Annotated in this window: 22 protein-coding genes; 8 read left to right on the top strand and 14 right to left on the bottom strand. The window is 62.8% G+C overall.

Features of this window, described 5'->3' with window-relative positions; all coding sequences use genetic code 11:
* Positions 1-127 precede the first annotated feature (127 nt).
* Positions 128-1,681 (bottom strand): relaxase/mobilization nuclease domain-containing protein, encoded by a 1,554-nt coding sequence (locus OCUBac02_RS22720; protein ID WP_173048936.1) that lies wholly within the window; start codon positions 1,679-1,681, stop codon positions 128-130.
* Positions 1,681-2,052, bottom strand: a complete 372-nt coding sequence (locus OCUBac02_RS22715) for a plasmid mobilization protein (protein WP_173048934.1) — start codon at positions 2,050-2,052, stop codon at positions 1,681-1,683. The genes OCUBac02_RS22720 and OCUBac02_RS22715 overlap by 1 nt, the downstream gene beginning before the upstream one ends.
* Positions 2,053-2,381: 329 nt before the next feature.
* On the opposite strand from OCUBac02_RS22715, the gene OCUBac02_RS22710 reads away from it, so the two are divergent.
* The 6 genes from OCUBac02_RS22710 to OCUBac02_RS22685 all read left to right on the top strand — a co-directional run bounded on the left by OCUBac02_RS22710 (position 2,382) and on the right by OCUBac02_RS22685 (position 5,461).
* Positions 2,382-3,110, top strand: coding sequence for a hypothetical protein (locus OCUBac02_RS22710; protein WP_173048931.1), 729 nt, complete (start codon positions 2,382-2,384; stop codon positions 3,108-3,110).
* A 9-nt stretch (positions 3,111-3,119) separates the two neighbouring features.
* On the top strand, positions 3,120-3,875 hold the full coding sequence (locus OCUBac02_RS22705; RefSeq protein WP_173048929.1) for a P-loop NTPase: 756 nt from the start codon (positions 3,120-3,122) through the stop codon (positions 3,873-3,875).
* Between the two features lie 101 nt (positions 3,876-3,976).
* Positions 3,977-4,396, top strand: coding sequence for a hypothetical protein (locus OCUBac02_RS22700; RefSeq protein WP_173048927.1), 420 nt, complete (start codon positions 3,977-3,979; stop codon positions 4,394-4,396).
* 41 nt (positions 4,397-4,437) lie between these two features.
* The gene (locus tag OCUBac02_RS22695; RefSeq protein ID WP_173048925.1) at positions 4,438-4,830 is read left to right on the top strand and encodes a hypothetical protein; all 393 of its coding nucleotides are present in this window, start codon (positions 4,438-4,440) and stop codon (positions 4,828-4,830) included.
* A 26-nt stretch (positions 4,831-4,856) separates the two neighbouring features.
* The gene (locus OCUBac02_RS22690; protein WP_173048923.1) at positions 4,857-5,171 is read left to right on the top strand and encodes a hypothetical protein; all 315 of its coding nucleotides are present in this window, start codon (positions 4,857-4,859) and stop codon (positions 5,169-5,171) included.
* The gene (locus OCUBac02_RS22685; protein ID WP_173048921.1) at positions 5,168-5,461 is read left to right on the top strand and encodes a hypothetical protein; all 294 of its coding nucleotides are present in this window, start codon (positions 5,168-5,170) and stop codon (positions 5,459-5,461) included. Before OCUBac02_RS22690 ends, OCUBac02_RS22685 begins: the two co-directional genes overlap by 4 nt.
* A gap of 10 nt (positions 5,462-5,471) precedes the next feature.
* Here the strand turns inward: OCUBac02_RS22685 and OCUBac02_RS22680 are convergent, their stop codons facing one another.
* The 9 genes from OCUBac02_RS22680 to OCUBac02_RS22640 all read right to left on the bottom strand — a co-directional run bounded on the left by OCUBac02_RS22680 (position 5,472) and on the right by OCUBac02_RS22640 (position 14,474).
* Positions 5,472-6,416 (bottom strand): electron transfer flavoprotein subunit alpha/FixB family protein, encoded by a 945-nt coding sequence (locus tag OCUBac02_RS22680; RefSeq protein ID WP_173048919.1) that lies wholly within the window; start codon positions 6,414-6,416, stop codon positions 5,472-5,474.
* The gene (locus tag OCUBac02_RS22675) at positions 6,416-7,162 is read right to left on the bottom strand and encodes an electron transfer flavoprotein subunit beta/FixA family protein (RefSeq protein ID WP_173048917.1); all 747 of its coding nucleotides are present in this window, start codon (positions 7,160-7,162) and stop codon (positions 6,416-6,418) included. The genes OCUBac02_RS22680 and OCUBac02_RS22675 overlap by 1 nt, the downstream gene beginning before the upstream one ends.
* Before the next feature lie 18 nt (positions 7,163-7,180).
* Positions 7,181-8,173, bottom strand: coding sequence for a branched-chain amino acid ABC transporter permease (locus OCUBac02_RS22670; protein ID WP_173048915.1), 993 nt, complete (start codon positions 8,171-8,173; stop codon positions 7,181-7,183).
* Between the two features lie 22 nt (positions 8,174-8,195).
* Positions 8,196-9,083: a branched-chain amino acid ABC transporter permease gene (locus OCUBac02_RS22665; RefSeq protein ID WP_173048540.1), complete on the bottom strand. Its 888-nt coding sequence runs from the start codon at positions 9,081-9,083 to the stop codon at positions 8,196-8,198.
* A 167-nt stretch (positions 9,084-9,250) separates the two neighbouring features.
* Positions 9,251-10,456, bottom strand: a complete 1,206-nt coding sequence (locus OCUBac02_RS22660) for an ABC transporter substrate-binding protein (RefSeq protein WP_173048913.1) — start codon at positions 10,454-10,456, stop codon at positions 9,251-9,253.
* Between the two features lie 58 nt (positions 10,457-10,514).
* Positions 10,515-11,261, bottom strand: a complete 747-nt coding sequence (locus tag OCUBac02_RS22655; protein ID WP_173048537.1) for an ABC transporter ATP-binding protein — start codon at positions 11,259-11,261, stop codon at positions 10,515-10,517.
* Positions 11,248-12,018, bottom strand: a complete 771-nt coding sequence (locus OCUBac02_RS22650; RefSeq protein WP_173048912.1) for an ABC transporter ATP-binding protein — start codon at positions 12,016-12,018, stop codon at positions 11,248-11,250. The genes OCUBac02_RS22655 and OCUBac02_RS22650 overlap by 14 nt, the downstream gene beginning before the upstream one ends.
* 68 nt (positions 12,019-12,086) lie before the next feature.
* On the bottom strand, positions 12,087-13,214 hold the full coding sequence (locus tag OCUBac02_RS22645; protein ID WP_173048909.1) for a glycoside hydrolase family 88 protein: 1,128 nt from the start codon (positions 13,212-13,214) through the stop codon (positions 12,087-12,089).
* Positions 13,215-13,259: 45 nt separating this feature from the next.
* Positions 13,260-14,474: a CaiB/BaiF CoA transferase family protein gene (locus OCUBac02_RS22640; protein ID WP_280528836.1), complete on the bottom strand. Its 1,215-nt coding sequence runs from the start codon at positions 14,472-14,474 to the stop codon at positions 13,260-13,262.
* 115 nt (positions 14,475-14,589) lie between these two features.
* Between OCUBac02_RS22640 and OCUBac02_RS22635 the strand changes: the two genes are divergently transcribed.
* Positions 14,590-16,239, top strand: coding sequence for an AMP-binding protein (locus OCUBac02_RS22635; protein WP_173048905.1), 1,650 nt, complete (start codon positions 14,590-14,592; stop codon positions 16,237-16,239).
* Here OCUBac02_RS22635 and OCUBac02_RS22630 read toward each other — a convergent pair.
* From OCUBac02_RS22630 to OCUBac02_RS22620, 3 genes are all read right to left on the bottom strand, one after another.
* Positions 16,212-16,895 carry a TetR/AcrR family transcriptional regulator gene (locus OCUBac02_RS22630; RefSeq protein WP_173048904.1) on the bottom strand — a complete coding sequence of 228 codons (684 nt, stop codon included), beginning with the start codon at positions 16,893-16,895 and terminating at the stop codon, positions 16,212-16,214. The two genes, OCUBac02_RS22635 and OCUBac02_RS22630, sit on opposite strands and share 28 nt — an antisense overlap.
* Before the next feature lie 88 nt (positions 16,896-16,983).
* Positions 16,984-18,123 carry a CaiB/BaiF CoA transferase family protein gene (locus OCUBac02_RS22625; RefSeq protein WP_173048903.1) on the bottom strand — a complete coding sequence of 380 codons (1,140 nt, stop codon included), beginning with the start codon at positions 18,121-18,123 and terminating at the stop codon, positions 16,984-16,986.
* Between the two features lie 69 nt (positions 18,124-18,192).
* Positions 18,193-19,341, bottom strand: a complete 1,149-nt coding sequence (locus OCUBac02_RS22620) for an acyl-CoA dehydrogenase family protein (protein WP_197933291.1) — start codon at positions 19,339-19,341, stop codon at positions 18,193-18,195.
* A gap of 97 nt (positions 19,342-19,438) precedes the next feature.
* Between OCUBac02_RS22620 and OCUBac02_RS22615 the strand changes: the two genes are divergently transcribed.
* Positions 19,439-20,569: an iron-containing alcohol dehydrogenase gene (locus tag OCUBac02_RS22615; protein ID WP_173048902.1), complete on the top strand. Its 1,131-nt coding sequence runs from the start codon at positions 19,439-19,441 to the stop codon at positions 20,567-20,569.
* The last annotated feature ends 21 nt before the right edge of the window (positions 20,570-20,590 follow it).

Genomic DNA, 20,590 nt, shown 5'->3' with positions numbered 1-20,590 from the left:
TTCGGATGGCTCGAATCTGGGAACATTGATACGAGAGGCCCCATCTCGGTCATGACACGTGGGTTGATACCGACGTGATAAGGCCGAGATGCCCGAAATATTTTCATCTGATACTCGTAGCGCGCTGTCAGCGTTCCGGCCCGCCCCTGCGGCGGTTCGCGCTGCCCTGGACGGCGCGACGGACGCCCGTCGGGGGCCCCTCGGGCGTGAGGGCATTCCGCTGGCGATTGCGATGGATTCGCATTCGGGCGTGTTGAGCGTAAGCTTTCTCGGACATGGCTTTCTGACGGATTGCCCGCTCCCGGAAGAAGCTGCGTGTCTCGTCCTGAACTTCTCGGGCCATCTCGACGCGCTCCAGCATCGCAGCCTGATCGGTGATGGCGCGCAAGCGCCTGGCGCTATGGAAGGTCGGGATCGCGGCCACTGCGATACCTGCGACTACGAGTGCAGGCATCAGGCCTGCGCCGGTGGCGAGGACGCCGGCCGCGACGAGGTAGAAGGCGGCCTTGCGAGTCTCGGGGCCTGCGAACAGCCCGGCGGCGATGAAAGCGCGATTGACCCGCGCTCGCCGGATGCGATCGCGCTGCCGGTACCGGTCGCGAACCTGCTTCTGACGGGCTCGCAGGTCGTCACGCTCCAAGGTCGACAGGCGGGTGTCGAGACGGGCTCGCCCCTTCTTGGCTTTGGCGGCCTCCTCGCGCTCGCCATCGGCTTCCATCTCGGCAACCATCCGGTCGAATTCGAAGAGTACGGCGTCGGCGCTACGCGGAAGTGCGTCCTTCCGCAGGTTGGCGGTCGTCTCGGCCAGTGGGGGCAGTTCGCCGAAGTTCGCGCCGATGGCAACCTCGCGAAACCGTGGCCCGTTGCCGTGCAGCGCCAGGCGATTGAGATGGCGGGTGAGGCTGGTCGACTTCAGCGTCTCGACATCAACGAGCATGACGATGGGTACGCCGGCGATACGCTGATCACCTGCCGCGAGGCAGAATCCCATAGCATCGAGTTCGAGGCGAAGCCGGGACATATCATTCCCGGACTGACGCCAGGCCTGCCGGAGTCGTTCGTCAAGCAGCACCTGATCAACGCCAAGTCGATCGTTCTGCCGGGTCTCGGCTTTGGACGTCCGCCGGCCTTTTTCCGCCACCGGGCCCTGTGCCGCGATCTCGGCCAGGTCGGCGAGCCCGCGCTGGCGCAGGAGTTCGGCCGTCCGCTCCACGCGGGTGCTCGGCTGGATTTTCTCGCCGAGTTCTATCTCGAACCGGCGGGCGAGCATTTCATCTCGGTCGCCGGACCGATTGAACCGCAGCGCCCTACCGGTGGCCTCCGATACCATCGAGTAGACCACGTGATAATGCCGCGCACGCTCGCCTTTCTCGTGCTCGACCAGCAGTCGAGCGCTGCCGTCGGGGATGCCGTACTCTTTCTCGATCGTTCGAAGCATGGTCTCCAGCTCATCCGTGCTGAGCATTCGCTCCGGCGATATGACGATATGCACGACCTCGCGCTTCATGCGAGTGACGCGGTGGGCGGGCGCCGCCAGCATGCGCAGGGCCAGCGTGACGTCGTGCGGGACATCCCGGCTGAGGTCATGGCGGACGATGACCCGTTCGTTCGAGCCTCGACCGGCATCCATGAGATGGCGACCGAGACCGCCCAGTCTCCTCGGGATGCTCTCGAGATACATCAAGCGTCATCCTCAATGCGCAGCAGGTCGAGGATGCACGAGATCAGCGCCTCCAGTGAGGCCCGCATCAGCGCGACGTCCGCCGCGATCTGCGCGGCGCCAGGGTTGGCGTTCGCGGCTCGCGCAATCTGGTTGAGGTTCCGGCCCTGTGCCTTGAGCTCCTCCAGGATGGCGTGGAGCTGGACGGTGTTCGCCGCAGCGCGCCGAACCTTCGGTGCCCGCATCTGCGAATCCACGGCCTTCAGCACCAACGCTCGGACCCAGATGCCGACCGGCATGCCGGCGACCTCGGCCACGGTCGTCAGCTTGGTGTGCGTGGGCTCATCGACCCTGAACGCGACCAAGTGGGGAAAGCGGTTCTTCTCGCTCATCTCGATCTCCGATCTCGGCGAAGCCGGCGCCGAAGGGCGCACCCGGCTTTGCTGGTTGGGGGTTCCACAGGGGGCAGCGCCCCCTTGGCAAGAAAACCGTGTTGCTGGTTTCCAGTTAACACGGGCCGGACTTGCCTAATCAAAGATCAAATCAGGTCATATTTCAAGTTATATTATTCGTATCAGTGTCGTTCCAGCGAGAATATCGCGAGAATATTAGTATATATTTCTGATACAGCTCAGATACGTATCTGTAATCAATCTGTATATCAAAAATACATTTCGACTTACTTCTCAGAATTTGCAATCGATCGTTGCGGGAGCGTGCGATGAAGACTGCGAAAGCCAAGGGCAGGAAGGTCACGGATCGGCGTTCGGCCGAGGAGATCCAGCGTGCCTTCTCCGCGCGCGCCGAGGAGGTCGCCGCCGATCACGTCGTCAGGCCGCGTTACGGCTGGGAGGTCGTCGCAATCAACGTCCAGACGATCGATAAGCTCAGGCTGCTCGAAAAGGACTGGGGCGAGATTGCCGACGAACTTCGGCAGGCATCCGGTTTCCCCGACCTCGCCGCGAATTCTGTCCGCGTCAACCGGTCTCGCCTTGGGACGGGGTTCTACGACGACAAACTCGGCGCGCTCGGACTTTGCAGGGTCAACGACCGGATCGAGCCCATCCGTCCTGCAAACCCGCAATCTGAGGGTCCCAACAACGTTTCTGAAGCGACGCCCACGAGAGAGCCGACGGGCCCGACAGTCGGTACTGGAAGTGTCGGTGGCCAGAGCCAGGCATCGCTTTCAAGCCCCGCGGTCCTGGATGCCGCTCACGAGACGCCAGCCGTCGGCCAGGCCTTCAGGGCAGGGGTGAGGGATCATCGCGAGGCGCTGCCCGCGGCAGCACCGGCGGCCCCGCCAGTCGATCCGGCCAGCGCGGGCGACGACGCTGAAAACGATATCGATGCCGGTGCCTCAGCACCGCGCAACCCGGATGTCGGCGGATCTCCGCCGACATCGCGCGCTTCTTCTGGCGCGCGGTTTCAGCTCAAAACGCAACCGAAATAGGAGTTTACGATGTCCAACGATCGTCGCGCCGACTCGACCAGGGCGGCGGCCCTCGGGAGCACCACGCTGAGCGGACCGCCCGGGGAGGCTGAGTCCGTGTTCATGTTCTACTCCGGCAAGGGCGGGGTCGGTAAGAGCACCGAAGCCGCAAATCTGAACCACCATTTCCGCCGGCTCGGCAAGATGCCGACCCTGGTCGACGGCGATTTCGTCGTTCAGGATTATATCCTCGCGCATCACGAGGAGCAGGAATGTCACGGCCTGCGGATGTCGGAGGAGGAGGGGTACACAGCCCTCGCCGACGTGATCACGGAAGCCGAGCCGACGTCGCCGATCATCGTGTCCTGTCCGGGAGCCCAGGTCGAAGTCTTCAACGACCATGTCCAGACGATCCTGTTCGCCGCGCGTAGCGTCGGGCGCAAGGTCTTTGTGCTCTCGCCGCTCGACCTACACGTCAACTCCTACGACCATGTGCCCGATCTGGAGACGGCCGCGCAGGGCGCCGAGATCTACCTACTCCGGCCGCGCTGGTTCGGCCGCCCCGACCAGTTCCGCCAGCTCAACCAGTCCGAGTTGGGCAGGCGGTATCTGGCCGCGGGGCGCGTCATCGACGTGCCGCTGCTGCCGGAGGCTCTGTCGCGCGCGTTCAAGGACGACCATCATTCGCTGAGCTGGATCGAGCAGCACGGTTCCGGCGGGGAGCGCGCCTCGCTCGAAGGGTGGCGGGAGAAGTCGCGTCTCGCCTATGCCCGGTTCCTGGGCTGATCGTCATGGACAGGGCTTCACTCGATGGCGCCGCGCGAGAGCTTCTCGGGCGGCCCCTCACGGACGATGAGGCTGCCTTCATCGCGAATGCGTGCACGACCATGCGTTTGGGCCAGGGCGATGTCCTGCTCAGCCTTCTGATCGTGTACGCGTCGCTGATGACCTTCCTCGGCCGCACGATCGCTGCAGTGGAAGCGTCGCGTTCGCCCTCGGCGTGGCTCGCCCGCCATCGCGGTCTGGTGATCGCGCTTTTCCTGGCGGTGTTGGCCCTGGCGGCGGGCGCCTTCGCGCTTGGCCAGGCCAGCGTGCCTGAGGCGGCCCAACGCGATATCGCGAAGGTCCTGCATTGGGCCTTCTCTGAAGAGGGAGCGCGGGCGCGGCGCATGTCCGATAGCGGCGTTCTCAAGCTCCTTGAGGACTGTTCGATACCTGGATGGCGGATGGAGGACGATGTGTGCAGGCCGGGGCCTGACCCCTCGACCGGTGCCATCTGGGGCATCCGCACGCTGATCAAGCCCTGAACTTCGCCATCGGGAGATCGCTCATGTTTTACAAGAATGCCATGCCGAAGGTTTCGGCGGAAAATGCGGTCCATGTGGATCCAGGGCGGCACCAGCTCGGCCACGGCGCCTCCGACCAGGCAGCCCCCGACGGGCAGCCTCGCCGCCACGCGCGCATTCCGGCCTGGCCGATTCTCATCATTCTCAGCATCGGCTGCTTCGGGTTGGGACACCTTCACGCCACGCTGCAGACGCTCCACAGCGACCGGCGCGCGCTGATCTGGGCTCTGTCCAGCGAGGGCGAGCGTGCCCGTCGCCTCGCTCCCAGCGGGCTGCTGCAGGCCGTCGAAGCCTGCACTGTCCCGAGCCAGTCCAGAACCAGCGCCTGCTGTTCCGCGCTGCCGGGCCTCGTCAACGGCGAGACCTGGGCCTTCTGCGCCAGCCCCATCCGCTAACCCCCATCATCAGCAAGGACGACGTCATGTTCGACAAAGCCATGTTCAAAGAGCAGTTCCCCGCCACCTGGCGCGCCGCCATGGCGTACAGGAGACAGCAGGGGCGCTGTGACCTCCCCGAGGGCCGCGCCATCGAACCCGTCGGCGTGGGGCCCGCCGCCATGCCGGGGACGCCCGGGCCGAACGCGATGGGCAGCGGGCGGTCGCTCCAGCTCGCCATCACCGCTTGTGATGGCGACGCCATCGTCATCCGGATCGCCCGCGACGGCGATGGCTTTACCGCGATCGTCGACCTGGATCGCCACCCGCTCCTGGACAGGGTCGAGGGAGAAGCGCGATGAGCGACGAGCCCGTCAAGGCGCTGACCGACGCCGACATCATGGTGGCGCTCGCCCAGGAAGACGCCGAGCTGTCGCGCTGGAAAACGCGCACCTATGCGACTCTGGCGACCCATGCCGGCCGTCGCACCCTCCCTGTTCGCGGTCAGGAGTTTGGATCCTGGCTTCGCCTCAAGTTCCGCGACGCGCAGGGGCGCAGCGCCCCGGCCGGCGCCGTCAAGGCCGCCATCACCATGCTGGAGGATCTCGCCAGCCTGGAGCCCGAGCACCGTCAGAAGCGGTCCGACGAGTGAACGCTGAATCTTACTTGCCGGCTTTGGCGAGTCCGGCGTCGAGCTCGGGCAGGACGGTGAAGAGGTCGCCGACCAGGCCGTAATCGGCGATCTGGAAGATCGGCGCTTCCTCGTCCTTGTTGATGGCGACGATGACTTTCGAGTCCTTTATGCCCGCGAGATGCTGGATCGCGCCGGAGATGCCGACGGCGATGTAGAGCTCGGGGGCGACGACCTTGCCGGTCTGGCCGACCTGCCAGTCGTTCGGGGCGTAGCCGGCATCGACCGCGGCGCGCGAGGCGCCCATAGCGGCGCCGAGCTTGTCGGCGACGGGCTCGATCACCTTGCCGAAATTCTCGGCCGAGGCCAGCGCGCGGCCGCCCGAGATGATGATCTTGGCCGAGGCCAGTTCCGGACGGTCGGACTTCGCGACCTCCTCGCCCTTGAAGGACGAGTTGCCGGGGTTCTCGGCCGCCGGGACGCTCTCGACCGGAGCCGAGCCGCCTTCGCCCGCCGCCGCGAAGGAGGCGGTGCGGATGGTCAGGAGCTTCTTGGCGTCGGTCGATTGCACGGTCTGGATGGCATTGCCGGCATAGACCGGGCGCTCGAAGGTGTCGGGCGAGACGATGCCGCTGACATCGGAAACCTGCATCACGTCGAGCAGGGCGGCGACGCGCGGGAGCACGTTCTTGCCGGTCGTGGTCGAGGGCGCGACGATGGCGTCGTAGCCGTCGGCGAGCTTGACGATCAGCGCGGCAAGCGGCTCGGCCAGCGCATGGCCATAGGCCGCGTCATCGGCGAGCAGCACCTTCTCGACGCCGGCGAGCTTGGCGGCCGCATCGGCCGCGCCCTTGGCGCCCTCGCCGGCAACGAGGATGTGGACGGGACCGCCGAGTTGGGCGGCGGCGGTCAGCGCCTTGGCTGTGGCGTCCTTGATCGAGGCGTTGTCGTGTTCGGCGATCAGCAGCGTGGTCATCAGATCACCCCGGCGGTCTTGAGCTTGGAGACGAGTTCGGCGGCACTGGCCACCTTGACGCCGGCGGAGCGGCCGGCAGGCTCAGCCGTCTTCAGAACTTTCAGGCGCGGCGCGACATCGACGCCAAGCGCATCGGCCGAGGTCTCGTCGAGCGGCTTCTTCTTCGCCTTCATGATGTTCGGCAGCGAGGCATAGCGCGGCTCGTTGAGGCGCAGGTCCGTCGTGACGATCGCCGGGAGCTTGAGCGAGACCGTCTGCAGGCCGCCATCGACCTCGCGGGTGACGTCGACGCTATCGGCGCCAAGCTCGACCTTCGAAGCAAAGGTGCCCTGGCCCCAGCCGAGGAGAGCGGCCAGCATCTGGCCGGTCTGGTTGCAATCATCGTCGATCGCCTGCTTGCCGAGGATGACGAGGCCGGGTGCCTCCTGCTCGACGACCTTCTTCAGCAGCTTGGCGACGGCGAGCGGCTCGACGATCCCGTCGACCTTCACGAGGATGCCGCGATCGGCGCCCATGGCGAGGCCCGTGCGGATCGTCTCGGCGGCTTGCGCCGGGCCGATCGAGACCACGACCACCTCGGTCGCCTTGCCGGCTTCCTTCAGGCGCAGCGCTTCTTCGACGGCGATCTCGTCGAAGGGATTCATCGACATCTTCACATTGGCGAGCTCGACGCCGGAACCGTCCGCCTTCACGCGGATCTTCACGTTGTAGTCGACAACCCGCTTGACGGGCACCAAGATCTTCACTGGATTTTCCTCCACCTCTCAGAGCGGCTTCTTGACGGCCTTGGCGATGACGCCGACGATGCCTTCGCGGAAGAGCAGCACGCAGAGCACGAAGATCACGCCCTGGACGACGGTGACCCAGGCGCCGAGCGTGGCGAGATAGTTCTGCATCGCGACGATGACGATGGCGCCGACGATCGGGCCGAAGACGGTGCCTAAGCCCCCGACCAGCGTCATCAGCACGACCTCGCCCGACATCGACCAGTAGACGTCGGTGAGCGATGCCAGCTGAAAGACGATGGCCTTTGTCGCGCCGGCAAGGCCGGCCAGCGTCGCCGAGAGCACGAAGACCATCAGCTTGTACTGGTTGGCGCGATAGCCGAGCGAGATGGCGCGGGGCTCGTTGTCGCGGATCGCCTTGCAGACCTGGCCGAAGGGTGAGTGGATGACGCGGTAGATCAGCAGGAGCCCGCCCAGGAAGATGGCGGCGACGAGCCAGTAGAGCGCGCGGTCGTCTGCGAGGCTCATCAGGCCGAGGAACTTGCCGCGCGGCACGGCCTGGATACCGTCCTCGCCGCCGGTGAAGCGTGGCGTCTGCAGCGAGAAGAAGAACACCATCTGGGCGAGCGCCAGCGTGATCATCGCGAAATAGATGCCTTGCCGCCGGATGGCGAGCGCGCCGAAGACGAGGCCGAGGACGGCGCCCACGGCGGTGCCGAGCAGGATCGCAAGCTCCGGCGTCAGGCCCCAATGCTTGGCGGTATAGGCGCTGACATAGCTCGCCATGCCGAAATAGGCGGCATGGCCGAAGGAGAGCAGGCCGCCATAGCCGAGCAGAAGATTGAAGGCGAGCGCGAACAGCGCGAAGCAGAGCACCTTCATCACGAAGACGGGATAGGCGACGAAGGGCGCGACCACGAGCACCGCGGCGATGGCGATGAACAGGTTTCGGTGCAGGCGCGCGGTGCTGTCGTCGGTTTCGGCGAGCGCCAGGCCGCTGGCGGATGCATCGGTCGAGGCAAGGTCGGTCATGTCTTCAGTCCTTGCTTGCGGGTCAGGCCGCGCGGCCGAACAGGCCGGCCGGCTTCACCAGCAGCACCAGCACCATGATGACGAAGATCACGGTCGCCGCGCCCTCCGGGTAGAACACCTTGGTCAGGCCCTCGATCAGCCCGAGCGAGAAACCGGTGACGATGGCGCCCATGATCGAGCCCATGCCGCCGATCACGACCACCGCGAAGACGACGATGATCAGGTCGCCGCCCATGTTCGGGTTGACCGAATAGATCGGCGCGGCGAGCACGCCGGCGAAGGCCGCGAGCGCGACGCCGAAGCCATAGGTCAGCGTCACCAGCAGCGGCACGTTGATGCCGAAGGCCTGGGTCAGCGTCGGGTTCTCGGTCGCGGCCCGCAGATAGGCCCCGAGCTTGGTCTTCTCGATCAGGAACCATGTGCTGAGGCAGATCACGAGCGAGGCGACGATCACCCAGGCGCGGTAGTTCGGCAGGAACATGAAGCCGAGGTTCTGTCCGCCGGCGAGTTGCGGCGGGATGGCATAGGGCAGGCCCGACGAGCCGTACTGGTTGCGGAACAGGCCCTGGATGATCAGCGCCAGGCCGAAGGTCAGCAGCAGCCCGTAGAGATGGTCGAGATGGGCGATGCGCTTGAGCAGCAGGCGCTCGATCGCGATGCCGGTCGCGCCGACGATGATCGGTGCCAGCAGCAGCGCAGCCCAGTAGTTGATGCCGAGATAGTTCAGGCACATCCAGGCGACGAAGGCGCCCATCATGTACTGCGCGCCATGGGTGAAGTTGATGATGTTGAGCAGCCCGAAGATCACCGCCAGCCCGAGGCTGAGGATGGCGTAGAACGAGCCGTTGATCAGGCCGAGAAGGACCTGACCGAACAGCGCCTGCGGCGGAACGCCTAGAAGCTCGAACATGATGGGCTCAGATCATCTCGTGAGGTTGTTGTCGAACCCCCGCCGTCCGGGCCGGGCGAAACCCGGAACCGGGGCCTGTCCTGGGGTTCCGGAACCCTCCGATGCATCCCGGGCCGACCAGTGTCGCCCGGGATGACTGCGGAGGGCTTCAGATGGCGATCAGGCGCTCACTTCTTGACGAGCGGGCACTCGCTCTCGGCAAGCGGGCGGAACGCCTGCTCCGCCGGCAGGACGGCGAGCTGCTTGTAGTAATCCCAGGCGCCCTTCGACTCGGCGGGCTTCTTCACCTCGAAGAGGTACATGTCGTGCATCTTGCGGCCGTCGGCGCGCACCGAGCCCTTCCCGAACAGCGGGTCGTCGGTGGGCATTTCCTTCATCTTGGCCACGACGGCGCCCGCGTCCTTGCTCTTCGCTGCTTCGACAGCCTTGAGGTAATGCAGCATGCCGGAATAGACGCCGGCCTGGACCATGGTCGGGCGCTTGCCGCCGTTCAGCTTCGAGAACCGGTCCGACCAGGCCCGCGTGCCGTCGTTGCTGTCCCAGTAGAAGGATTCGGTCAGGACCAGGCCCTGCGCGGCCTGAAGTCCGAGCGAATGGACGTCGGTCAGGAAGACGAGCAGGCCCGCCAGCTTCTGCCCGCCCGCGACGATGCCGAATTCGCCGGCCTGCTTGATCGAATTGATCGTGTCGCCACCGGCATTCGCCAGGCCGATGACCTTCGCCTTCGATGCCTGTGCCTGCAGCAGGAAGGACGAGAAGTCCGTGCCGGGGAAGGGCGTGCGGACGGCGCCGAGCACCTTGCCGCCCGCCTTGGTGACGACGGCGGAGGTATCGCGCTCCAGCGCATGGCCGAAGGCATAGTCCGCGGTCATGAAGAACCAGCTGTCGCCGCCGGCCTTGACCATGGCGCCGCCGGTGCCCTGGGCCAGCGCATAGGTGTCGTAGGTCCAATGGATGGTGTTGGCGTTGCAGGCCTTGCCGGTGAGATCGGAGGTGGCGGCGCCGGAGTTGATATGGACCTTGTTCTTCTCCTTGGTGATCTGGCTCACCGCCAGCGCGACGGAGGAGGTCGGCACGTCGAGGATGAGGTCGACGCCGTCCTGATCGTACCATTGCCGGGCGATCGTCGATCCCACGTCGGGCTTGTTCTGGTGGTCGGCCGAGACGATCTCGACCTTGATGCCCTTGTCGGCGGCCTTGAAGTCCTCGACCGCCATGCGCGCGGCGATGACGGAGCCTTCGCCTGAGAGGTCGGCATAGAGACCCGAGCGGTCGTTGAGCACGCCGGCCTTGACCGTGATCTGCTGGGCGAGCGCCGGGACAGCCATCAGGGTTGCAAGCGCCGTGGTCGCGAGAATCGTCTTCAGCTTCATGATCGTTCTCCCTCTATGGATGCCGGCTGAGCCGGCTGCTTTTATGGGTCGCGCTGCTTCAGACGCCGAGATAGCGATGCAGCTTGTCGATATTGGCGTCGAGTTCGGCATTCGGGATCATGTCGATGACCTTGCCTTGCTCGACCACATAGTGCCGGTCCGCCACCGTCTGGGCGAAGCGGAAGTTCTGTTCCACCAGGATGATGGTGAAGCCGTCCTGCTTCAGTTTCGCGATGGTGCGGCCGATCTGCTCGATGATGACGGGGGCGAGGCCCTCGGTCGGCTCGTCGAGCAGGAGCAGATTCGCGCCGGTGCGCAGGATGCGGCCGATCGCCAGCATCTGCTGCTCGCCGCCCGAGAGCTTGGTGCCCTGGCTCTTCAGACGCTCCTTGATGTTCGGAAAGAGCGTGAAGATCGCGTCGAGCGAGAGCCCGCCTGGGCGCACCTGCGGCGGCAGCATCAGGTTCTCCTCGACCGAGAGGGTCGAGTAGATGCCGCGCTCCTCCGGCACGAAGCCGATGCCGAGCCGGGCGATCGAACGCGAGGGCAGGGCGATCGTCTCCTTGCCCTCCAGCACGACCGAGCCCTTGCGCTTGGCCAGCACGCCCATGATCGACTTCAGCGTCGTGGTCTTGCCGGCGCCGTTGCGGCCGAGCAGCGTCACGACCTCGCCGGGCGCGACGTCGAAATCGATGCCGTGCAGGACATGGCTCTCGCCATACCAGGCTTCGAGCCCACGGACCTTGAGCAGCGGGGCGGTGCCGGCGGCAGCCATGGGAGCCTTCAGGGCCTCAGTGGTGGCCATGTCCGCCTCCCGAGCCGATATAGGCCTCGACCACGCGCGGGTCCTTCGAGACGGTGGCGTAATCGCCTTCCGCCAGCACCTGGCCGCGCGCCAGCACGGTGATGCGGTCCGAGAGCGAGGCGACGACCGAGAGATTGTGCTCGACCATCAGGATGGTGCGGTTCTGCGAGACCTTGCGGATCAGCGCCTCGATGCGCTCGACATCCTCGCGCCCCATGCCGGCCATCGGCTCGTCGAGCAGCAGCATCTCCGGATCGAGCGCCAGCGTCGTCGCGATCTCCAGCGCGCGCTTGCGGCCGTAGGAGAGTTCGCCCGCGGTCAGCCCGAGGAAGGGCGTGAGGCCGACGGCGTCGATCAGGTCGGCTGCTTCGGCATCGAGTTGCTTGAGCGACCGTTCCGAGCGCCAGAAGTCGAAGGAATCGCCGCGCTTGCGCCGCTGCAGGGCGATCCGGACATTGGCCAGCACTGAGAGCTGCGGAAACACGGCCGAGATCTGGAAGGACCGCACCAGCCCGAGCCTCGCGATCTCGGCCGGCTTCTCGCGCGTGATGTCGCGGCCGTTATAGACGATCGCGCCGCGCGTGGGCGCGAGGAACTTGGTCAGCAGATTGAAGCAGGTCGTCTTACCCGCGCCGTTCGGGCCGATCAGCGCGTGAATAGAGCCGCGGCGCACGTTGAGGTCGACGCCGTTTACAGCTGTAAAGCCGGCAAATTCCTTGGTTAGGCCTGACGTGGAAAGAATATTGTTTGTTTTCATAGCTCGCACTGCTGGCCGCTAGCGTCCGCGCGCCTATAGCTAGAAAGGCGGTGGAGGCGTTTACTGGATCAAACAGGAGAATGAAGCTTGCCATTTATCGTGGCGACGGTTTCGAACAGAAAGTAGTCGCCCCAAATTAGTTCGTTTGAGACGGCAGTACCGTTCTTTGGATCAAAACATCCGTCGGCCAGAATGCCCATTGAGTTTAGGTGCCTTTCGACCAATGAGCGTGCGGTTGCTTCCGCCGTGTCGCGATAGGTCGCGGCCTTGTTTGCGTCAGGATGAATTTGCGACAGCTTGAGAAGTGCGGCCGCGGCGATCGCGGTGCCCGAGGTATCGCGCTTTGTCTCCGGGGTTACCGGTGCGTTGAAATCCCAGTAGGCGACCCGGTCTTGGGGGCTGTTGGCGAGCCACCAATCGCAAACTTTTTCCGCGAGTTGGACGAGCAAGGTCTCCTTCGGCTCCAGCCGAGCGCTGAGAACGAAACCCAGCATCGCCCAGGCTTGGGCCCGGGTCCAAATCGAGTCGTCGGCGTAACCTTTGTGGGTGTACCGGCGGTTGACCTCACCCGTCGCAGTGTCGAAGCTCGCCGACTGGATCACACCGCCGTCGTCGCGAAGGAAGAACTCTGCACTTCGATAGGCATGCTTGAGGGCGCGCTGCCGCAGTTCATAATCCCGGAGACGTTTGGCCGCCCACAACATGACCGGAGCTGCGGGCAAACCGTCAATGTTCGCCTCTCCATCGCCAACCGAGTGAGCTTCTTCCGCCTCTTTGCCGAGGGGAATCAAGTTGGCGATTGGATCGAACTGTCGTCCGAGCGACTGAGCGGCATCCTCTGCCAGCGCCGCAGCCTTTTGGTCACCATGCAGAAGGGCTCCGATCACGGCGCCGTAATAGAAGAGAAAGCCACGAAAGACTGTCTTGCTCTCTACGCGCGGTTCAAGCCTTTCAAGCCAGCGCTTTGCGGCTTCCAGATATCGGGCTTCACCAGTGACGCTCGCGGCGAGCCAAAGCTCCCCGATCCAGAACCCACCTGTCCAGAAGCCATCCGGCGTCGTTACCCATTCGCCTGTTTTCGGATCACCAATATGGGGAAATCCGTTGAGGTTTTGATCGATCGTTGACGAGACGCGCTTCAGGATCTTGGCTTGGGCTTCGCCCCAAAACGTACGGTCGGCTTGCAGGGTCGCCATGATTCCTCCAAAAGATACTATCCAACTAGTATTTATTTTAGCTGCTTACACGCCTTCGACGACGCCTTGCTGTCTCAGGGAGCTGAACTCTTCCTCGCCCACCCCAATTTCGCCGAGAATTTCACTGGCATGCGCACCCAGTTCCGCAGGGGAAATCCTGAGCTCAGGAGGTGTGCGCGAAAGTTTGACCGGGTTGCCCGCAAGTGCGACGTCGCCGTACCCGGAAACGGGGACCGACCAAACCATTCCGTTGTTGCGGATCTGCGGGGACGCAGCGGCTTGCTCCAGTGTATTGATCGGCGAGCACAGGATGTCCTGTCCTGACAACCTTTCAACGCACTCGGCGGTCGAAAACTCGGCCACGAGCGGTCGAAAGTACTCCTCTATTTCTGCGATGTTTTTGACTTGGAGATCGCGTGTCGCGAACTTTGGCTGCCCGCTGAAATCCAGCACATCGAAAGCAGCGCACAACCCCCTTAGCGGGTTGTCGCGGAAGAGGGTCAGCACAACGAGCCACCCGTCGGTGGTCTTAAAGCGCATCGACTGCTTGACCCAGCTCGTGCGCTGGCTGTGCATCGCGATGCTCGACTGCTCCAGCACTTGCGCGGCGAAGGCCACATCGAGGAGCGATGTTTCGATCTTCTGCCCCCGCCCGGACGAGGATCGTTCGACCAGCGCGGCCAAGATGCCTTGGGTCAGGGATAAGGCGGTCATATAATCGATGATGGGTGTGTTCGTGATTTGGGGAACTGCGCCTTCCTCGACCCCGCTCATTGCGAAGCCGCTATAAGACTGCGCCAGCATGTCCTGGCCGGGCATTTTCGCCATCGGACCTGTGGCTCCGAAGGCGTAGCCGACGGCATAGATCAGGCGCGGGTTCCGCTTTTCGAGGTCCTCGAACGAAAGTCCGAGACGCTCCATCACTCCGGGACGAAAGTTGTGAAGAAGGACGTCCGCACTGTCGATCAGGCGAAGAAGCAGATCGCGGCCTTCTTCAGATTTGATGTCGAGGGCCAAGCTTCGCTTGTTCCGGCACAGCGCCGCATAATAGCAGCTGATGCCACCCTTCTCGTTGGCTACCGGATCGAGCGTCCGAAGAATTTCGCCAGGGGACAGGCGCTCCACTTTGATAACATCGGCCCCATAGTCGCCGAGCATCTGGCCAGCGAGCGGGACTTGCATCACCATGCCGAGCTCGATTACGCGAACTCCGGAAAGCGCGCCGCGGGACGTTGGCAATGGCGGGCTAGCTTGCGTCATCAGAGTGCCTGTCCTAAGAATACTAGCCGGATGGTATGTAATATTTTTTGAGTTTGCAACCGGCTTGTGACCGGTGGATCAAACGGGCGAAAAAGAAGAACGTTTGGAGGAAGCTATGAACGGATCGCTCTTGGATATGCTGACGCCTGATAGGTGGACGGTCCGCGAAGTAGCCCTCCGGCGGCTTGCGTCATCTCCCGATTTTCCATTTGTCAGCGAGATTGGCGGACCCACCGAAACTTATGGCCGGTTCATTGAGCGTGCGTCGGCGCTTGCTCACTTTTACTCGGAGTGTGGAGTCGCAGTCGGAAACACGGTCGCGGTGCTTTGTCCCAACGGCATCCCCGCGCTCCATGGCTGGATGGCCGCCAGCCTCATTGGCGCGGTCGACGTCACGGTCAACTCCGCCTACCGCGGCGAGCTGCTTACCCATGTGCTCGCCACCACGCAGCCGAAAGTGGCGCTAGTCGACACAACGCTCCTCGACAGCCTCCTCGAGGTTCGCGAACAGCTTCCCTTTCTGACGCACGTTATCCTCGTTGGATCGAGTGAAGCGCCTGACGACGGCCACCACCTGCAATTCGCGCGGTATGAAGAGATTGTCGAAGCCCGACGGCCCTTACCGACCCGCCAGGTCGAGCCGCAAGACCCCGCAGTCGTGATGTTCACGTCAGGTACGACGGGCCCGTCTAAGGCGGTGCTGCTGCCAAATGCACAGGTCTGCCTGCTCGCCCACCAGGTGATTGTCAACACGAGGCTCTCTGCGGATGACGTGTACTACAATGCGCATCCTCTTCATCACATCGCCGGCAAGTTCATGGGAGTACTCGCGACATTCATAGCCGGCGGACACCTTGTGCTGGATCGAAAATTCGATGCTGAAGCTTGGTTGGCCACGATAAGACGCGTTGGAGCAACGGTGGGCATCGCTCACGGCCCCATGATCGAAATGATCCATGCAACCGCCCCTGCAGCAGACGATCGAAATCACCGGCTTCGGCGTTTGATGTGCTGCCCGCTGCCGAAATCCATCGGTCGCGCGTTCGAGCAGCGGTTTGACCTGAGGGGCATCGAAATGTGGGGGATGACGGAGGTGACCTGCCCATGCTGGACGTCTTTTGACGGCGGGCATCCCCTCGGATCCTGCGGAAAGCCAATGGACGATTGGTTCGATGTGCGGATCGTCAACCCGGAGACGGACAGAGAGCTCCGCCCCGGCGAGACCGGAGAGATAGTCGTGAGACCCAGGCTCCCCTGGACCAGTTTCGCGGGCTATCTCGGTGCGCCTGAGGCGACGGTCGAGGCTTGGCGCAATCTCTGGTTCCACACCGGTGACGCTGGATGGCGCGACGATGACGGGTATTTTTTCATCCTCGATCGCATCAAGGATCGCATTCGGCGGCGAGCAGAAAACATCTCATCGTATGAGATCGAAGCTGCAGCGCTGCAGCTTACCGGGGTCCGCGAAGCCGCGGCCGTCGGCGTTCCTTCGGGAATGGAAGGCGATGACGATATCAAGCTCTGTGTCGCTCTCGACCGCGCCTTCGAACCGGCGGACATCCTGGCATTCCTGGCTGCCCGGCTGCCGCACTTCATGGTACCGCGCTATATCGAGATCATGCCTTCGTTGCCCCGCACGCCGACGAACAAGCTGAAAAAACGTGAGCTTCGGGATGGCGGTGTCGGCGTTCACACCTGGGACAGGCATCAAGTCGGAATCAGGCTCAAGCAGCTGGTTCAAGAGCGGTCAGCAAAAAGGACGTAAGGGCGAAGATGGGGATCAACCGGAGGAGGGGGCACGATCCCGTTGAGAAACGTCTGCCAGACGGTCCGCACGAACAGCCGACCGTCAATATTCCCGCCGCGACGGTGCCACTCCAGCATCATGCCATCGTGCGTCGCGACTACGAGCATGGCGAACTCCTTCGTGGGTAGCGTCGTCGCGAGTTCGCCCGCGAGCTTTCCTCGCTCGATAATCTCTTCGAGCATTCGGTAGATGCGCTGATAGATAGCCGATATTTTCACATCTGCCACTTCGGTGGAGCTGCGGCTCTCGATCGACATCTTGATCAAGCATAAGAGCTCATCAGGTCTATCGATGCCCTGCCGAGATGTGAATTTGAAGAAGGCAGCAATCTTTTCAGCAGCTGGGGCTGAAAGATTCTTGAGATGATCGAAAAGCGGATCGACGATATCCTTCTCAGCGACATCCAAGAGATGCAGAAGCAGATTCTCTTTGCTCTCAAAGTAGAAATATACCGCTCCTTTGGTGAGTCCCGCCGCTTCGGCTATCTCCTGGAGGGTGCACGCCTGATAGCCTTTCGAAACGACGATACGAAACGCGGCTTGGGTAAGCCGATAGATGCTTTCTTCGCGTAGGAGCGCCTTCTTATTCACTTTTTGGGCTGAGGTTCCGGTCATACCGTTCGCCTTGAAGCTTCGCTCGCATTGACCATGGGACTAATTATCAGGCCGAATTCAACTGCCTTACATTTTTTCTCCGCCGGCATCAAAACGGCGGCCAGGCAAGACCGGAAATGGGGGCATTTCCGCCGCGCGCAGCTTTGATCTGCTCGGCGGAAAAACCAATCTCGGACAGAACCTGGGTGGTTTTGTCAGTTAGGTCGATCTCTCGGGGAGCACCTTCAAGTCCTTGCATTATCGGCGCTAGAACCGGAGCCTCGCGTCCAAACGTGGCGTGGCGGCCGCGATTGTGAGGATGATCGACGGCTTCCTCTGGATCCAGGACCGGGGACACGCAGGCGTCCTTGCCTGCAAAGTGGCTCACCCATTCGTCGCGCGGACGCGTGGCGAACGCAGCAGCAAAGCGGTCGGCCATCTCCGGCCAAGTCCCTCGATCAAATTGAGGGGGAGCGGGATCGAGAAATCCGAGGCCGTTCCAGAGATTCTCAAAGAAGCGACGTTCCAGAGGTCCGATTGCGACGAACTTCCCATCTGAGCAAGCATAACAGCGATAGTAGGGAGAAGAGCCGGCAACCAGGCCATCTCCACGCGACTGTAGCACTGGTTTACCCCAATCCGCGAAGTGCATCGCCATAAGCGACAAGCAACCATCTACCATCGCGGCATCGATATGCTGGCCCTGACCACTGTGCCCCCGCGCGTAAAGGGCGGACAGAATTCCAATGACAGCGAACAGGCTGCCACCCGCAAAGTCTGCCAGAAGGTTTAGGGGGAAACTCGGCACATCGCCCACCGGGCCGAATGCGCCGAGAGCCCCAGACAGCGCCACATAATTGATGTCGTGGCCAGCCTCCTGCGAAAGAGGGCCGTCTTGGCCGTAACCAGTCAAAGAGCAGTAGACCAAGCGAGGGTTGGTTTTCTTCAATGTGTCGTAGTCGATGCCTAGCCGTGACGTGACACCCGGGCGGTACCCTTCGATCAGGACGTCCGATGTCGTGACAAGCCGCAGCAAAGCCTCTCGACCAAGACCAGATTTCAGATCCAGATTTATGAGCGCTTTGCCCCGAGCGAAGGCGGGAATGGGCAGACTACCCGGCCCGCCCCCGACCACAACAACTTCCGCGCCCATGTCCCCAAGGATCATCGACGCATAGGGGCCAGGCGCGAGCCTCGACAGATCAAGAACCCTGATGCCCTGCAGGCTGGGGGTATTCGGGGAGACCATGGCGATTTAACTCCCAGGCGCCGCGCTAGCCCGGCGCCGCTAAAGGACGGAAGAGCTTGGAAATGTGCGCTATCGCGCTCCCGCCCGATCGTAGACATGCTTCGCGATGATCAACCGCTGGATCTCGTTCACGCCCTCGTAAATCTGGGTGATCTTCGCATCCCTCATCATCCGTTCGACGGGGAAGTCGGCGAGATAGCCCGAGCCGCCGTGAAGCTGGACCGCCTCCGTCGTAACTTCCATGGCAGAGTCGCTGCAGAAGAGCTTAGCCATGGAAGCCAGCGCCCGGGCGTCGGCAGAGCCGTTATCGATGGCGGCGCACGCGCTATAGAGTAGTGCGCGCCCCGCTTCGACCTTGGTTGCCATATCGGCGATCTTGGCTCTGACCATTTGGAAGCGCGAAAGCGTTTCGCCGAACTGTTCGCGCTCCGACGTGTACTTCACCGCCTGATCGAGCGCCCCTTGCGCAATTCCGAGTGCTTGGCCGCCGATCAGTGCTCGGGTCCAGGTCAGCGAATCGGTGATGTACCGATGCCCTTGGTTGGGATCGCCGATCGCGCGATGAGCAGGAATGCGGCAGTTCTCAAACGTCACGTCGGCGGTAGGGCTGCCCTTGATGCCCATTTTCTTTTCGCGAGCCCCTAGAACAAGACCAGAGTCGTCCTTGTGAACTGCGAAGAGGCCCAGGGTCTTCTCACCGGTTCGCGCGAGGACCGTGTACCAGTCGGACCTCGTGGCATTGGTGATGTAGCGCTTCTGGCCGTTGAGGACCCAGCCATCGGCTTGCTTCTCGGCTTTTGTCTTGAGGCCGAACAAGTTTGAGCCACCGGCTGGCTCCGTGAGGCAGATGGACGCGACGGTGTCGCCACTCATAGCAGGGCGAATAACCTCATCGCGAAGTTTTTGGGATCCGTGCTTGGAGATCGGCACCAAGCCAGCCCAGATCACCATCAGCGTTAGCGAGGACGTTGCGCAGACCCGACCAAGTTCTTCAAGCGCCATCACCTGAGACAGAACGTCCCCGCCTTGACCACCGTCGTTCTCCGGAAACGCCAGCGATACAAGACCGAGCTCCTTGAACGCATGAAGGGATTCCTCGGGAAAACGCGCCTCAGAATCAAAGCGCGCTGCATTCGGCTCAATCCGGGCTCCTGCCAAGCGGCGGAGGCCGTCGCGGAATGACTCATAGCTCTCCCGGTCCATCATTTTGTCCATCATCCCATTTCGAGGAACGCTTGATCTTAACATACTATCTGGATAGTATCTGTTAAGGCAAGCCCTTTTGGGTTTCGAGTTTGCAAATCGAGGAGGGGCCATGTCGCTCATCACCTATCTGACGAACGTCAAATTTGGCTTTGGCGAGCTCTCCAGCCTCGAGGCGGAACTAGCCAACCTAGGTATCAAGCGCCCCCTTCTCATCGCCGATCGCGGTGTTGTCGCAGCGGGCTTGCTGGACAAGGTCGGAACGGCCGCTCCGTCGATCACGTCTGCTCCGGTGTTCGCCGATACGCCGTCAAACCCCACCGAGGCTGCTGTTCGCTCCGCGCTTAGTGAGTATTCCGCCAATGATTGCGATGGCCTCATCGCGATTGGCGGTGGGTCGCCTATCGATCTGGCCAAGGGTGTGGCGCTTCTGGCAACCCACAATGAGCCGCTGGAGACCTTCGCGGCGATTCTCGGTGGCATACCCAAAATTACTGCGCGAGTGGCTCCGGTTATCGCAATTCCGACGACCGCGGGGACGGGCTCGGAGGTCGGGCGCGCAGCCCTGATCACGCTCGATGACGGTCGCAAGCTTGGCTTTATCTCGCCACACCTCATCCCGCGCCTCGCCATCTGCGATCCCGATCTGACGGTGGGGATGCCAGCCTGGTTGACCGCGGCTACGGGCATGGACGCTATTACCCATTGCTTGGAAACCTATCTCAGCCCCCGATATAATCCGCCGGCGGAGGCGATCGCTCTCGACGGCTTGGCGAGGGCCGTGGCTCACATCGAACGGGCAGTCGCAGATGGTAGCGATCTCGAAGCTCGTTCCGAGATGCTGATGGCCGCGCTCCAAGGCGGCCTCACCTTCCAGAAGGGTCTCGGAGCGGTCCATGCACTGTCGCATCCGCTGGGAGGTCTGAAGGAGGTGTCGCTGCACCACGGTACTTTGAATGCTGTGCTGCTGCCTGCCGTCCTGCGTTTCAATGCGTCGGCCGTGCCTGAGAAGTATGCTCGAATTCGCCAGGTACTCGGACTGCCCGACGACGCGGATCTTGCCGAATGGGTGAGGGGACTGGTGTCCAAAATTGGGATGCCCGGATCGCTTTCCGCCATGGGCGTTCCCAAAGCTGTTTTCTCAGAAATCGCTAATGCAGCAGTGGCAGATCACTCCAGCGCAACAAACCCTAAGCCCGCGACGGCGAAAGATTACGCCCGCATGCTGGAAGAGTCCTTTTAAGGCGCGGGCGTAGCTGGAGTG

The sequence above is a fragment of the Bosea sp. ANAM02 genome (assembly GCF_011764485.1).
Taxonomy (GTDB): domain Bacteria; phylum Pseudomonadota; class Alphaproteobacteria; order Rhizobiales; family Beijerinckiaceae; genus Allobosea.
The sequence above is the reverse complement of the archived record's forward strand: the minus strand, read 5'-3'. Positions and strand labels throughout refer to the sequence as shown.